The sequence below is a fragment of the Bradyrhizobium sediminis genome (genome assembly GCF_018736085.1).
GTDB lineage: Bacteria > Pseudomonadota > Alphaproteobacteria > Rhizobiales > Xanthobacteraceae > Bradyrhizobium > Bradyrhizobium sediminis.
On sequence record NZ_CP076134.1, the window covers coordinates 4,020,704 to 4,034,491 of the forward strand.

At 63.7% G+C, this 13,788-nt stretch carries 12 protein-coding genes; 5 read left to right on the top strand and 7 right to left on the bottom strand.

Translation table 11 applies throughout. The features are described 5' to 3' along the window. Nucleotides 1-86 precede the first annotated feature (86 nt). Together KMZ29_RS19315 and KMZ29_RS19320 are read left to right on the top strand one after the other, a co-directional pair. On the top strand, nt 87-980 hold the full coding sequence (locus KMZ29_RS19315) for a sugar kinase (RefSeq protein ID WP_215620717.1): 894 nt from the start codon (nt 87-89) through the stop codon (nt 978-980). A gap of 22 nt (nt 981-1,002) precedes the next feature. After that, nucleotides 1,003-1,917, top strand: coding sequence for a ribokinase (locus KMZ29_RS19320; RefSeq protein ID WP_215620718.1), 915 nt, complete (start codon nt 1,003-1,005; stop codon nt 1,915-1,917). A 1-nt stretch (nt 1,918) separates the two neighbouring features. On the opposite strand, the gene KMZ29_RS19325 is transcribed toward KMZ29_RS19320, so the two are convergent. The 4 genes from KMZ29_RS19325 to KMZ29_RS19340 form a co-directional block, all read right to left on the bottom strand. Next, nucleotides 1,919-3,199 carry a TRAP transporter large permease gene (locus tag KMZ29_RS19325; RefSeq protein ID WP_215620719.1) on the bottom strand — a complete coding sequence of 427 codons (1,281 nt, stop codon included), beginning with the start codon at nt 3,197-3,199 and terminating at the stop codon, nt 1,919-1,921. A 15-nt stretch (nt 3,200-3,214) separates the two neighbouring features. Continuing rightward, a complete protein-coding gene (locus KMZ29_RS19330; RefSeq protein ID WP_215620720.1) occupies nt 3,215-3,787 on the bottom strand; it encodes a TRAP transporter small permease in 573 nt (190 codons plus the stop codon). Between the two features lie 168 nt (nt 3,788-3,955). Beyond that, nucleotides 3,956-4,942, bottom strand: coding sequence for a sialic acid TRAP transporter substrate-binding protein SiaP (locus KMZ29_RS19335; RefSeq protein WP_215620721.1), 987 nt, complete (start codon nt 4,940-4,942; stop codon nt 3,956-3,958). 100 nt (nt 4,943-5,042) lie between these two features. Further along, nucleotides 5,043-6,263 (bottom strand): NAD(P)/FAD-dependent oxidoreductase, encoded by a 1,221-nt coding sequence (locus tag KMZ29_RS19340; RefSeq protein ID WP_215620722.1) that lies wholly within the window; start codon nt 6,261-6,263, stop codon nt 5,043-5,045. Nucleotides 6,264-6,538: 275 nt separating this feature from the next. Here KMZ29_RS19340 and KMZ29_RS19345 point away from each other — a divergent pair, with 275 nt between their 5' ends. Beyond that, nucleotides 6,539-7,345: an enoyl-CoA hydratase/isomerase family protein gene (locus KMZ29_RS19345; protein WP_215620723.1), complete on the top strand. Its 807-nt coding sequence runs from the start codon at nt 6,539-6,541 to the stop codon at nt 7,343-7,345. A 139-nt stretch (nt 7,346-7,484) separates the two neighbouring features. Here KMZ29_RS19345 and KMZ29_RS19350 read toward each other — a convergent pair whose 3' ends face one another. Beyond that, nucleotides 7,485-9,191 (bottom strand): IlvD/Edd family dehydratase, encoded by a 1,707-nt coding sequence (locus KMZ29_RS19350; protein ID WP_215624337.1) that lies wholly within the window; start codon nt 9,189-9,191, stop codon nt 7,485-7,487. Between the two features lie 170 nt (nt 9,192-9,361). On the opposite strand from KMZ29_RS19350, the gene KMZ29_RS19355 reads away from it, so the two are divergent. Beyond that, nucleotides 9,362-10,054, top strand: coding sequence for a GntR family transcriptional regulator (locus KMZ29_RS19355; RefSeq protein WP_215620724.1), 693 nt, complete (start codon nt 9,362-9,364; stop codon nt 10,052-10,054). A 114-nt stretch (nt 10,055-10,168) separates the two neighbouring features. Here KMZ29_RS19355 and KMZ29_RS19360 read toward each other — a convergent pair whose 3' ends face one another. Next, nucleotides 10,169-10,987, bottom strand: coding sequence for an NAD-dependent epimerase/dehydratase family protein (locus KMZ29_RS19360; RefSeq protein ID WP_215620725.1), 819 nt, complete (start codon nt 10,985-10,987; stop codon nt 10,169-10,171). A gap of 92 nt (nt 10,988-11,079) precedes the next feature. On the opposite strand from KMZ29_RS19360, the gene KMZ29_RS19365 reads away from it, so the two are divergent. Beyond that, nucleotides 11,080-12,045, top strand: coding sequence for an SMP-30/gluconolactonase/LRE family protein (locus tag KMZ29_RS19365; protein ID WP_215620726.1), 966 nt, complete (start codon nt 11,080-11,082; stop codon nt 12,043-12,045). A gap of 165 nt (nt 12,046-12,210) precedes the next feature. Here the strand turns inward: KMZ29_RS19365 and KMZ29_RS19370 are convergent, their stop codons facing one another. After that, entirely contained in the window at nt 12,211-13,641 is a 1,431-nt protein-coding gene (locus KMZ29_RS19370; RefSeq protein ID WP_215620727.1) for an aldehyde dehydrogenase family protein, read from the bottom strand. Between the last annotated feature and the right edge of the window lie 147 nt (nt 13,642-13,788).

Sequence of the window (13,788 nt, forward strand, 5' to 3'; positions counted from 1 at the left end):
AATAATTTCAGCGAATAATCCGCAATAAGCGGTGCTAATGTGTCGATGCCGGCCGGGATCATCCCTTAGCCACCACGGACAGATTTATGCAGGCCCTCTTCATCGGACAGACCTATATCGACGTTACCTTCATCACCGACCATATGCCGACCGGCGACGAGAAGCATGTCGCAAAGGCCTACGCCGTTTCGTTCGGCGGCAACGCCGTCACCGCGGCATTCTGCTGCGCCAAGCTCGGCATCGTGCCGGACCTGATCGCCACCGTGGCCAATGACTGGCTGGGGCGGATGTTCCAGGACATGAGCGCGAAGTACGGAATCTCGATCCATCCGCGCAAGGTCAATTCCTCGTCGCTGTCTTTCATCATGCCGAAGGACGGCAAGCGGGCGATCGTGCGCTGCCGCGACGACGAGCATATCCACCCCTTCCCGCTTCTGAACCTCGGCGGCTGCCGCGCGCTGCATGTCGACGGCCACCAGCCGGACGCCGCGATCCACTACGCCAAACTGTGCCGCGAGGCCGGCATCCTGACCTCGCTCGACGGCGGCGGCCTGCGCGCCAACACCCATGAGCTCCTGGAATTCATCGACGTCGCCATCGTCGCCGAGCGGCTATGCGAGCAGATGGACCTGACGCCGGAAAAGATGCTGGAGTATCTCAAGAGCAGGGGGTGCCGGGTCGGCGGCGTCACCATGGGCGAAAGGGGCCTGCTTTGGTATGACGAGACCGGCACCACGCATACGCTGCCGGCGTTGCCGATTCCGCGCGAACGCGTGCTCGACACCAACGGCGCCGGCGACGTCTTCCATGGCGCTTACGTCTATTCCTATCTCTCCAATCCCGGCAAAAGCTGGCACGATCATTTCGATTTCGCGCGGGCGGCGTCGACCTTCAAAATCCAGCATCTCGGCAACGAGGCCGGCTTGCCGACGCTGCCGGACATCGAAGCCGTCAGGCAGGAGTTTGGCGTCCGGGTCTGACCAATTCTGTTGGGAATAAAGCATGGGGCGCGTCTTCGTCGCCGGCAGCATCAATATGGATGTGGTGACGACGGCCGACCGGCATCCCCGCATCGGCGAGACCGTCGCAGGCCATGCCGTGCTCTATTTTCCCGGCGGCAAGGGCGCCAACCAGGCGGTGTCGGCGGCGAAACTGGGCGCACCGACGACGCTGATCGGCCGGCTCGGCGGCGACGCCTTCGGCCGCGAATTGAGGGCGTTCCTTGCGGCACAGGGGATCGACCTGAGCTTGGTGCGGGAAACCGCGGGCGCCCACAGCGGAACCGCCGTCATCACTATCGCCAATGCCGACAACACCATTGTCGTCATTCCCGGCGCCAATGCGCTGGTGAGCGATGACGACGTCGCCGCATCAGCGCTGGCGAAAGGCGATGTCGCGGTCAGCCAGTTCGAGATACCCCTGCCCGCGATCGACGCCTTCTTCCGGCGCGCCCGCGCCGCCGGCGCGACCACCATCCTCAATCCCGCGCCCGCGATCGAATGCGGCGCCGACCTGCTCGGCCTCGTCGATATCCTCATCCTCAACGAGACCGAACTCGGCTTGCTGGCAAAGACCGAGCTTCGCGACACCGACGATCCCGCCCGCTTCGTCGAAGCCGCGCGTTCGCTGCGGATCGGCAAGGACGGCATCGTCTGCGTCACGCTCGGCAAGCGTGGCGTGCTGGCGCTAGTGGACGGCGAACCGCTGATCGTTCCGGGCCGCCCTGTCAAAGCCGTCGACACCACCGGCGCCGGCGACTGCTTTGTCGGCGCGGTCGCGGCCCAACTCGCCGGCGGCCAATCCATCCGCGAGGCGCTGGCTTACGCCAACGCCGCCGCCTCGCTCTGCGTGCAACGGATGGGCGCCGCGCCGTCGATGCCGACCGCGGCGGAGGTTGCCGCGGTCACCTCCCGTTGAATTACTTCAACATCCCCATGGTGCGCGGCAGCCACAGCGTCAGTTCGGGGATCAGGGTAATCGCGATCAGCGACATCAACAGCGGAACCAGCCACGGCAGGATCGCCATGGTGGTGCGCTCGATCGACAGTTTCGCGATTCTCGACAATACGAACAGCACCATGCCGAGCGGCGGGTGCAACAATCCGATCATCAGGTTGAGCGTCATCACCACGCCGAAATGAACGGGGTGGATGCCGACCTTGAGGATGATCGGCATCAGTACCGGCACCAGAATGCTGATCGAGGCGATCGGCTCCAGGAAACAACCGATCACCAGCAGCAGCACGTTGATCAACAGCAGGATGATGTACTTGTTGTTGGTCAGCTGCAGCAGCGCTTCCGCGCCCGCTTCCGTCAGCCGCGTCGTGGTCAGCACCCAGCCGAACAATGAGGCCGCGGCAACGATCAGCAGCACGCCCGACGTGGTCTCGATGGTGTCCATCGTGACCTTGTAGAACTGCTTCAGCGACAGCGAACGGTACAGAAAGATACCGAGCATCAGCGCCCAGGTGCAGGCTGCGATGGCGGCTTCCGTCGGCGTGAACCAGCCGAAGGTCATGCCGCCGACGATGATGATCGGCGTCATCAGGGCCGGCAGCGCCGCGATGAAAGTCCTGAAGAGAACGTCCCAGCGGAATGCCTGGTCGCGGCCCATGCCGTAGCGGCGCGCGACATAGCTCACATACAGCATCATGAAGAGGGTCATCACGGCTCCGGGGATGAAGCCGCCGAGAAACAGCGCGCCGATCGAGACGTTGCCCATCATGCCGTAGATCACGAACGGCAGCGACGGCGGAATGATCGGACCGAGCGTGGCGGACGCCGCGGTGACGCCGACCGAAAATTCGGTGCTGTAGCCATGGTCCTGCATGGCCTTGATCTCGATGGTGCCGAGGCCGGCGGCGTCCGCGATCGCGGTGCCGGACATGCCGGCGAAGATCACCGAACCGAAGATGTTGACGTGGGCGAGGCCGCCCTTCATCCAGCCGCAGGTCGCCACGGCGAAATCGTAGATCCGGTTAGTGATCCCGGCGGAGTTCATGAGATTGCCGGCGAGAATGAAGAACGGCACCGCCAGCAGCGGGAAACTGTCGAGCCCGCCGGCCATGCGATGCAGGATCACGAAATCCGGAATCCCCGCAATGAAGTGGGTGTAGAGCAGCGACGAGAACGCCAGCGCAATGAACACGGGAATGCCGGCCAGCAGTGTTGCAAAGAATACGAAAATCAGGATCGGCATCGGTCAGCCCAGCTTTCAGTCGGCGTGAATCTGTTCGGTCACTTTGGGCGCCCGCCGCCAGCCGTCGCGCGCATTCTTCCAGACCACCTGGGCCTGGCGCACCAGCATCATGAAGCAGCCGAGACCGACGACGCCGTAAACCAGGCTCATCGGCAGATCGAACACGGTCATGCGCTGCGAATGCATGCGTTCGACGATGGTCACCGAGAAATACGCCAGCAGCCCCACGAAACCGAGCGTGATGAAATCGACCAGCGCCAACAACGCCGACCTCATGGGCCCCGGCCCCATCAGGTTCGACACCAGCTCGACCGCGATATGCGCCTTCTTGCGCGTCACCACCGCGCCGCCGATGAACGCCAGCGACATCAGCCCGTAACGCGCGATCTCCTCGGTCCAGGACAGGCTGTCGTTCAGAATGTAGCGGGTGAAGAACTGCAGGAAGACGATGAAGGCCAGCGCCCAGAACAACACGAAGGCGATCCAGTCCTCCGGATGGTGCTCGATGACGACCTCTTCGTCCTTGGCGACGATCAGGTGAACGTCATCCGACGGAGCAGCGTTGGCGGATTTGGGGCTGGTGTTCATGAACAGTGATCCACTATCTATCGTCGTCCCCGCGAAAGCGGGGACCCATAACCACCGGCGTTCATGGTGGCAAAAGGTGTCTGCCAGATTGCCTTATTGAAAGGACCCCGGCGTATGGGTCCCCGCTCCCGTGCGCAATTGCGCACTAGGCGGGGACGACAGCGTGGTTTACTTCAGCGCCTGCAGCGCGTCGTATTCCGCGCGGCTCCAGCCGGCGCCGGCGGACGCGTCGTTGTGCAGCGGGATCGCCGCCTTGCGGAACGCCTCGCGGTCGACCTCGACCACGGTCTTGCCGAGCTTGCGCAATTGATCCGCGATCTTCTGCTCGGACTCACGAATTTGATCCGACGACTTGGCGGCTGCCTGCACCAGCACCTCCTCGAACACCTTCTTGTCGGCGTCCGACAATTTCGACCAGACATGTGAGCCCGTGATCGTCAACAACGATTCGATGATGTGACCGGTCAGCATGACGTGGCTCTGCACCTCGTAGAACTTCTTGGCCATGATGGTCGGCAGCGGGTTCTCCTGGCCGTCCACGGTACCCTGCTGCAAGGCGAGATACACCTCGGCAAAGGCGATCGGCGTGGCGTTGGCGCCGACCGATTTCGCCAGCATCAGATAGAGCGGCGCCGGCGGCACGCGCAGCTTCATGCCCTTCATGTCCTCGGGCTTCTTGATTTCCTTGTTGGCGGTCACCATGCGCTCGCCGTAATAGGTCAGCGCCATGATCTTGTGCTTGGTCTTGTCCTCGTAGCCCTTGGCGATGTCGCGGAACAGCTTGCTGTCGCGGTAGGACTTCCAGTGATTGAAGTCGCGCACCATGAACGGCGCGCCGGAGATCGCCAGCGGCTTATGGATCGAGCCGGCGAACGAGGTGCCGGTGTAGATGATATCGACGGTGCCGAGGCCGAGCCCCTCATTGATCTGGTTCTCGTTGCCGAGCTGGGACGCCGGAAACACCTGGATTTCATACCGGCCCGAGGTTCGCTTCTTGATTTCCTCAGCGGCCCACAGCGCCTGGGCGTGATAGGGTTCGGCGATCTCGTAGACATGCGCCCATTTCAGCTTGGTCTGGGCCGAGGCCGGACTTCCGATGGCTGCTGCGAAAATGAAGACCGATGATAGCGCCAGACGGCGTGTCCAGACGGACATGATTCTCTCCCTTTAATTCATTGCCTGAGACCTCGTTGATGGGTCTCAGCCGACAACGTCGCCGATATGAAGTGCGGATGCAAGTGGCCCGGGAATCGACTTAAGTCAGGGCCGCCTTGAGGTCGAAGGCGGTATCCGCTGCCTGCTCCGGCGCGATCGATCCCTTCACAGCCAGGATGCGGCGTCCGAACACGTGATCCGACGCACGATTGACGGATTCGATGCCGACGAGCTGCCCGGATTTGTAGCAGAACGCCGAGAACGATCGCTGCGCCGGGTCGCCGCGCACCACGACTTGATCGTATCCGGTGGTCAGACCCGCGATCTGCAGCTTGTCGTCGCCCTGATCGCTCCAGAACCAGGGCAGACCGTCATAGGTCTTGGCGTCGCCGGTCAGCCGCGCCGCAACGCATCGCGCCTGATCGGTGGCGTTCTGCACGGACTCCAGCCGCAGCGACCCGCCAAAGCGCGGGCTTGCAAACAGCGCGCAGTCGCCGATCGCCGAAATATCGGGATCCGATGTCAGTAATTGCTCGTCGACGATGATGCCCGAAGCCACCGGCAGGCCGGCTTCCGCAGCCAGTTCGACATTGGGCAGGACGCCGACGCCGACCACGACGAAGTCTGCCGGTATATGGCGGCCGTCGCTGAGGCTGACCCCGGAGACGTCAGCGCCGTTGCACTCGATGGAGGTCGCCTGCACGCCGAGATGAATGCGGATGCCCGCCGCGGTGTGCCGCGCCTGAAAATATTCCGAGATTTCGGCGGTCACCGCGCGGGCCATCACGCGCGTGCCGAGTTCGACCACATCCACTTCCAGGCCCTTGGCCCGGGCAGTGGCGGCGAATTCCAGCCCGATGAAGCCGGCGCCGATCACGACGACGCGCTGGCCGGAGCCGATCCGCTTTCGCAGCGCCTCGCTCTCATCAAGGATTCGCAAATAGCGCACGTCTTCGAGACGCGCGTTGGGAATATCGAGCAGGCGATTGCGCGCACCGGTCGCCAGCACCAGGTGCCCGTAATCGAGCGCGGAACCGGAGGCGAGCTTCAGCTTGCGCGCGGTCCGGTCGATGGAAACGGCGCGATCGGCGATCAGCTCGATGTTCTGGTCGCGATAGAACTTGTCCGGCCGGAACATCAGGCTGTCCGGCCGTCCCTCGCCCTTCAGATAGGCCTTGGACAGAGGCGGCCGCTGATACGGCAGGTGCGCCTCGTCGTTGATCAGGCAGACGCGCTCGCCGAAGCCATGCTGCCGCAACGATGCTGCGACCTGAAAACCCGCATGACCCGCGCCGACAATGAGGACCGGTCCTTGCGTCATCGGTACAGCCCAACTGGAAGAACACAGGGATTACCCATGTCATCTCCTCTCTTCACCGATTTTGGTGCTTGCTCGCCTCATCCAGAATAACGGCGCTCGTGGCCGCATCTTGCGGGATGGGAGCATCACTTGGCCCCATCGCTCGGGCCCGCGCAAGCGCGTCGCCCAACCATGAGGGATAGGATCTAAGTCTTGCAGACTTCGCCGGGATTGTCACCTGTCCCCTTCTGCGATTTAAATGCCCCGCGCCCTTCCAACCCCCGAGGCCCCTTCCGATGACGACCCCCGATCCGGCTACCGCGCCCCCTTCCGACGAACCGGCACTGCTCAGGATCGAAGGCCCGATCGCCACCATCACGCTCAACCGGCCCGACGCCTTCAACTCGATCAACCTTTCGATCGCGAAGAAGCTCGAACAACTCGGCGCCGAGGTCGAGGCCAATGACGACATCCGGGTGCTTGTGATCGAGGGCGAAGGCCGCGCCTTCAGCGCGGGCGGCGATCTGCAGACCATCGGGGCCGCGGCCGAGGCCGACACCATCGCGCCCGTGGTCGGCGAACTGCTCAAGCACTATCACGCGTTCATCGAGACGGTGCGGCGGATGCCCAAGATCGTGCTGTCGAGCGTCCACGGCTCCGCGGCCGGCGCCGGCATGGGATTGGCGTTCGTCACCGACCTCTGCATATCAGCCGACACCGCCCGCTTCACGCCGGCCTACGCCAAGATCGGCGTGTCGCCGGACGGCGGCTCTACCGTCGGCATGGTCGGTACCGTCGGCACCCGCCGCTCCCTGCAGATATTTCTGGCCGAGGACAGCTTCACCGCCCAGCAGGCCTATGACTGGGGTCTGGTCGCCAGGGTGGTGCCGGCAGTCGAACTGAAAGCCGCGACCCGCGAGTTGGCGCATCGCCTGGCGCAGAATCCGCCGGCCGCCATCGCCGGCACCAAATCGCTGATCTACCAGGCCGCGGCGACCCCGACCAAACAGCAACTCGACGCCGAAGAAGAGAAGATCATCGACGCCATGCATACGGAAGATTTCCGTGCCGCGGTGAAGAAGTTCACGAGCAAGTCGAAGTAAGTCAGCGGAGTCGATCCAATAGTCAGCTGTCATCATCCGCGAAAGCGGATGATCCAGTACGCCGCGGCTTATCGGTTCAATTCACCGCCGCGGATTGCTGGATGCCCCGCTTTCGCGGGGCATGACGACCGGAGGGAAGCTACTCCCTGCCCTCACCGCGCATGAAATCGAAATCGCAGCCTTCGTCGGCCTGCAGGATGGTCTCGTTGAACAGATGGGCGTAGCCGCGCTTCGCCCGATCCGGCGTCGCCGGGAGCGCCAGCGCCGCGCGGCGCTTGTCGAGTTGGGCGGCGTCGACCAGGAGATCGATGCGGCGCCTGGCGACATCGAGCCGGATCATGTCGCCGTTCTTCACCAGCGCCAGCGGACCGCCGACCGCGGATTCCGGCGTGATGTGCAGCACGATGGTGCCGAACGCCGTGCCGCTCATCCGCGCGTCCGATATCCGCACCATGTCCTTGACGCCGCCGCGCGCGAGCTTCCTGGGGATCGGCAGGTAGCCCGCCTCCGGCATACCCGGCGCGCCCTTGGGGCCGGCGTTGCGCAGCACCAGCACATCGTCGGCGTTGACGTCGAGGTCGGGATCGTCGACCCGCAGCGTCATATCCTCGACGGATTCGAACACCACGGCGCGGCCGGTGTGCTGCAGCAGTCTGGGGCTCGCGGCGGAATGCTTGATCACGGCGCCGCGCGGCGCGAGATTGCCGTGCAGCACTGCCATCGCGCCTTCCGGCTTGATCGGGTTGTTGCGCGGACGGATGGCGTCCTGCCCCGGCACGTCTTCCGCGCCGGCGACGACATCGCGCAAGGTCGCACCGGTGATGGTCCTGGCGTCGAGGTCGATGAGATCGCCGAGCTGCGCCATCAGTTTCGGCAGGCCGCCGGCATGATGGAAATGCTCCATGTAATGCTCGCCCGACGGCTTCAGGTCGATCAGCACAGGCACCTCGCGGCCGAGCTTGTCGAAGGCCTCGAGATCGATGCGATGCGAGGTGCGGTTGGCGATCGCGGTGAGATGAATGAGCCCATTGGTCGAACCGCCGATCGCCTGCAGCACCACTTGCGCGTTCTTGAACGATGAGGCCGTCAGCAACTCGCTCGGCTTCGGCCCTTTTGATTTGGCCATTTCGGCGGCCACCCTGCCGCTGGCCTCGGCGGAACGGAAGCGCTCGGCATGCGGCGCCGGGATGGTCGCGCTCATCGGCAGCGACAGGCCGAGGGCTTCGGTGATGCAGGCCATGGTGGAGGCGGTGCCCATCACCATGCAGGTGCCGACGGACGGCGCGAGCCGGCCGTTGACCGCCTCGATTTCCACCTCATCGATTTCGCCGGCGCGGTGTTTCGCCCACAGCCGCCGGCAATCGGTGCAGGCGCCGAGCACCTCGCCCTTGTGATGGCCGACCACCATCGGCCCGACCGGGATCACCACCGTCGGCAGATCGGCTGAGACCGCGGCCATGATCTGCGCCGGCAGCGTCTTGTCGCAGCCGCCGATCACCACGACGGCATCCATCGGCTGCGCCCGGATCATCTCCTCGGTATCCATCGCCATCAGGTTGCGCAGATACATCGAGGTCGGATGCGCAAAACTCTCGGCGATCGAGATGGTCGGAAACACCATCGGCATCGCGCCCGACAGCATCACGCCGCGCTTCACCGCCTCGATGATCTGGGGGACGTTGCCGTGACAGGGATTGTAGTCGCTGTAGGTGTTGGTGATGCCGACGATCGGGCGGTTGAGCGCGTCGTCGGAATAGCCCATCGCCTTGATGAAAGCCTTGCGCAGAAACAGCGAAAACCCGGCGTCGCCGTAACTGGTCAAACCCTTGCGCAGCCCGTCCGCCATCGTGCTCATTCCCTGTCGCCTTGCCTGCTCACTTATGAAGTCCGCAGAATTATTGTCAATATTTGATAATCGCGACCGGGACCTCCCAGAAAACAGAAAGCCGGCGGCCTCATTATTGACAATGGATGCCATGCCGTGCTGACTTCAGCAGCGATCTGAAGCGAGCGCCCATGAAAGCACCGGCTGCATCACCGGAAATCATCCCGCTTTCGCGCGAGGAAGAGCAGGCCGAGGTCATCCGCCGGCTGGAGGAGGACATCATCTTCGGCCGTTTCGCGCCCGGCGCGCGGCTGGTCGAGGACGCGCTGATGGCGCGCTACGGCGCCAGCCGGCATTTCGTGCGCCAGGCGCTGTTTCAGCTCGAGCGCCAGGGCATCGTGCTGCGCGAAAAGAACATCGGCGCCACGGTGCGGTTCTATTCCAGCGAAGAGGTCCGGAAAATCTACGAGGTGCGGGAAATGCTGACGCGGCAGGCGGCGTTGATGATCGCCCTGCCCGCGCCCTCGAGCCTGATCGAACAACTGACCGAGCTGCAGCGGAAATATTGCGCCAGGGCCGACGCACAGGATCTGCGCGGCATCCATGAAGCCAACGACGCGTTTCACGTCGCGCTGTTCTCCGCCTGCGGCAATCCCTATCTGGTGCGCTCGCTGCAGGACTACATGAACCTGACCCTGCCGATGCGGGCGAAAAACCTCGCCGACAGGGAAGGGCTGGCGCAGTCACGGCGCCAGCACGAACTGATGATCGAGCTGCTGAGGGGACGCGACAACTGGGCGTTCGCGCAGCTCTGCGTCGATCACATGCAGTTGAGCAAGTCGGATTATCTCGGACGTATCGCTGGAGATAAGAGCGCGGGCTAGCAACCGTCATTCCGGGGCGCATCGAAGATGCGAACCCGGAATCTCGAGATTCCCCGATGTGCAGCGCACATCTGAGGTCTGGTCCTTCGGACCATCCCGGAATGACGCGTTGCGTCACTTCCAGTCGATAACCCGGCTCTTGTCGCCGCTGAACTCCATGCCGCAGAACGCGCCGCCCTGGTAGAAATCGCTGACCGGATCGGGCGGAAGCTTCGCCTGCTCGGCCATCGCATGTTCGCGAAAATCCTCAGCCCTGCCGGTCGGACGATAGCCGAGGTCGTAAGCGCGGTGATTGTCCCACCACGCCCGCTCGTTGTAGGACGCGCCGTAGAAGATCTCGAAATGGATGTCGGGATGGTCGAGCCCGATCCGGCATAGTTGCACCAGATCTTCCGGCTTGAGCCAGATCGAGAGCCGGCGGTGATCGAGCGGCTTGTCGCCGAAATTGCCGATCCGCAGGCACGTTACGCCGAGCCCGTGCTTGTCGGCATAGAGCGCGCCCACCGCCTCGCCAAAGACCTTGCTGACGCCGTAGCGACTGTCCGGCCGCGCCGTCACGCCGGTGCCGATGCGATGATGGCGCGGATAGAAGCCGACCGCATGGTTCGACGACGCGAACACCACGCGCTTGACGCCGTTTTTCCGCGCCGCCTCGAACAGATTGTAGCAGCCGATGATGTTGGACTGCAGGATGTCGTCCCAGGGGCCTTCGACCGAAAACCCGCCGAAATGCAGGATGCCGTCGACGCCTTCGCAGATCGCCTCGACCTGTGCGAGGTCGGACAAGTCGGCCGCCTTGAATTTTTCGCCGGCGCAGAGATCGGCGGGTGTCTCGACGTCGCTCAGCAACAGGTCGGGATAGATCGGCGGCAGCAATTTGCGAAGGCTGGCGCCGATTCCGCCGGCGGCGCCGGTCATCAATATGCGTGGCATTTCATTCCCTCGATGCTGCGGCCGATTTGCGGTCGTTGACTGACAATGATAGCAAACCAGAACGCGAGGAAACGCAACAACGAGAACAGCAAATGTCCGAGGCCAAACCCCGGGCCGGCTGGCAGCCGGCGACGCACTATCCCGATCCCGCCATTCACGCGCTCGATCCCCGCTTCGAAAAATACTGGCTGAAACTGTCGGCGGTGGAGCGGTTGACCACGGGATTGCGCTGGGCCGAGGGCCCGGTGTGGTTCGGCGACGGCCGCTATCTCCTGTGCAGCGACATTCCCAATCAGCGCATCATCAAGTGGGAAGAGGAAACCGGCGCAGTCTCGATCTTCCGCAAGCCGTCGAACTTCGCCAACGGCAACACCCGCGACCGCCAGGGCCGCCTGGTCACTTGCGAACACGGCGGCCGCCGCGTCATCAGAACCGAATATGACGGCTCCATCACCGTTCTGATGGACTCCTTCGACGGCAGGCGGCTGAACTCGCCGAACGACGTGATCGTGAAATCCGACGGCTCGATCTGGTTCACCGATCCGGTGTTCGGCCTGCTCGGCAATTACGAAGGCTACAAGGCCGAGGCCGAGCTCGACATGAACGTCTACCGGATCGACGGCGCCACCGGAAAGGCCAGCATCGTCGCCGAAGGCATTTTGGGGCCCAACGGGCTGTGCTTCTCGCCCGACGAAGAAATTCTCTACATCATTGAATCGCGCGGCGTGCCGACTCGCAAGATTCTGGCCTACGACGTTTCAGCAAGCGGCGACAGTATCTCCAACAAACGCGTGTTCGTCGACGCCGGGCCCGGCACGCCCGACGGCATGCGCGCCGACATCGACGGCAATCTGTGGTGCGGCTGGGGCATGGGCGATCCCGAACTCGACGGCGTCGTGGTCTTCGCCCCCGACGCCAAAATGATCGGCCGCATCGCGCTGCCCGAGCGTTGCGCCAACCTCTGCTTCGGCGGCCTGAAGCGCAACCGGCTGTTCATGGCCGCGAGCCAGTCGATCTACGCGCTGTACGTCAACACGCAGGGCGCGCCGGGGGGATAGAACCCTGTTCGTCATTGCGAGCGAAGCGAAGCAATCCATAGGTAAGGGAAGCAAGATGGATTGCTTCGTCGCTGACGCTCCTCGCAATGACGACCCGGGGCAAAACGCAAAAACGCCGGAGCGGAATGATCCGCCCCGGCGCTGCAATCTTGTCTCGCGTAAGACTTACGCGGCGTTGTAGCCGGCGACTGCCTTGACCTCGAGATATTCTTCCAGGCCGTATTTGCCCCACTCGCGGCCGTTGCCGGACTGCTTGTAGCCGCCGAACGGCGCGGTGCGTTCGTTCGGCGCGCCCTGCAGGTTGACGTTACCGGCGCGGATGCGGCGGCCGACCTTGCGGGCGTGCTCCACGGTGTCGGCGGAGACGTAACCGGCGAGGCCATACGGGGTGTCGTTGGCGATCTTCACCGCGTCCTCTTCGTCCTTGGCGCCGATGATCGTCAGCACCGGCCCGAAGATTTCCTCGCGCGCGATGGTCATGTCGTTGGTGACGTCGGCGAAGATGGTCGGGCGGACATAGAAGCCCTTGTTGACGCCTTCCGGCAGGCCGGGGCCGCCGGCAACCAGGGTGGCGCCTTCCTCGATGCCCTTCTGGATCAGCTTCTGGATCTTGTCCCACTGGATGCGGGACACGACCGGGCCGATGGTGGTGCCTTCGGCGCGGGGATCGCCGGCCTTGGTCTTGTCGGCCACGCTTTTCGCGATGGCGGCGACTTCCTTCATCTTCGACAGCGGCACGATCATCCGCGACGGGGCGTTGCAGGACTGCCCGGAGTTGTTGAACATGTGCATCACGCCGCCGGTGACGGCTTTGGCGAGATCGGCGCCTTCCAAGATGATGTTCGGCGACTTGCCGCCAAGTTCCTGGCTGACGCGCTTCACCGTCGGGGCGGCGCGCTTGGCGACATCGACGCCGGCGCGGGTCGAGCCGGTGAACGAGATCATGTCGATATCCGGGTGCTCGCTCATGGCGGCGCCGACTTCGGGGCCGAGGCCGTTGATCAGGTTGAACACGCCCTTCGGCACGCCGGCTTCATGGAGGATTTCCGCGAAAATCAGCGCCGACGACGGGGTGAACTCGCTCGGCTTCAGGATCATGGTGCAGCCGGCGGCGAGCGCAGGCGCGACCTTGCAGGCGATCTGGTTCAGCGGCCAGTTCCACGGCGTGATCATGCCGATGACGCCGACCGGCTCGCGCACCACCATGGCGGAGCCCATCGGCTCCTCGAAGGGATAGTTCTTGAGAACTTCCAGCGTGGAGGCGATGTGGCCGAGGCCGGCGCCGGCCTGCAGCCTCTCCGCCATCGGCAGCGGCGCGCCCATCTCGTCGGAAACGGCGGCGCCGATGTCCTTCATGCGGGTCTTGTAGACTTCCACGATTTTGGCGAGCAGAGCGACGCGCTCCTCGCGGCTGGTCTGCGAATAGGTCTCGAAGGCGCGCCTGGCGGCGGCCACCGCCTTGTCGACGTCGGCCTTGGAGCCGAGCGCAACCTCATACATCGCCTCCTCGGTCGCCGGGTTGACGACGGGCGTGGACTTCTTGACGACGGGATCGACCCAGGCGCCATCGATGTAGAATTGCATGCGGTTGACCATCGTAAACCTCTTTATTTCGGAGCAAATGGAGGGGGAACGGAGCGTTCGACAACTATCCTTGCACGAAAGCCGGGGGAATTGAACCCGCCATATGCGGGACGCCGCGATGCGGCAGGCGCGGCATATAAAATTATCGTTGTGAAGCTG

What these genes read in the sequence shown, in the direction of transcription:
- KMZ29_RS19315 (WP_215620717.1), top strand. Translation starts at nt 87, where the DNA reads ATGCAGGCCCTCTTCATCGGACAGACCTATATCGACGTTACCTTCATC.
- KMZ29_RS19355 (WP_215620724.1), top strand. Translation starts at nt 9,362, where the DNA reads ATGAAAGCACCGGCTGCATCACCGGAAATCATCCCGCTTTCGCGCGAG.
- KMZ29_RS19330 (WP_215620720.1), bottom strand. Translation starts at nt 3,787, where the DNA reads ATGAACACCAGCCCCAAATCCGCCAACGCTGCTCCGTCGGATGACGTT.
- KMZ29_RS19320 (WP_215620718.1), top strand. Translation starts at nt 1,003, where the DNA reads ATGGGGCGCGTCTTCGTCGCCGGCAGCATCAATATGGATGTGGTGACG.
- KMZ29_RS19345 (WP_215620723.1), top strand. Translation starts at nt 6,539, where the DNA reads ATGACGACCCCCGATCCGGCTACCGCGCCCCCTTCCGACGAACCGGCA.
- KMZ29_RS19325 (WP_215620719.1), bottom strand. Translation starts at nt 3,199, where the DNA reads ATGCCGATCCTGATTTTCGTATTCTTTGCAACACTGCTGGCCGGCATT.
- KMZ29_RS19340 (WP_215620722.1), bottom strand. Translation starts at nt 6,263, where the DNA reads ATGACGCAAGGACCGGTCCTCATTGTCGGCGCGGGTCATGCGGGTTTT.
- KMZ29_RS19370 (WP_215620727.1), bottom strand. Translation starts at nt 13,641, where the DNA reads ATGGTCAACCGCATGCAATTCTACATCGATGGCGCCTGGGTCGATCCC.
- KMZ29_RS19335 (WP_215620721.1), bottom strand. Translation starts at nt 4,942, where the DNA reads ATGTCCGTCTGGACACGCCGTCTGGCGCTATCATCGGTCTTCATTTTC.
- KMZ29_RS19350 (WP_215624337.1), bottom strand. Translation starts at nt 9,191, where the DNA reads ATGGCGGACGGGCTGCGCAAGGGTTTGACCAGTTACGGCGACGCCGGG.
- KMZ29_RS19360 (WP_215620725.1), bottom strand. Translation starts at nt 10,987, where the DNA reads ATGCCACGCATATTGATGACCGGCGCCGCCGGCGGAATCGGCGCCAGC.
- KMZ29_RS19365 (WP_215620726.1), top strand. Translation starts at nt 11,080, where the DNA reads ATGTCCGAGGCCAAACCCCGGGCCGGCTGGCAGCCGGCGACGCACTAT.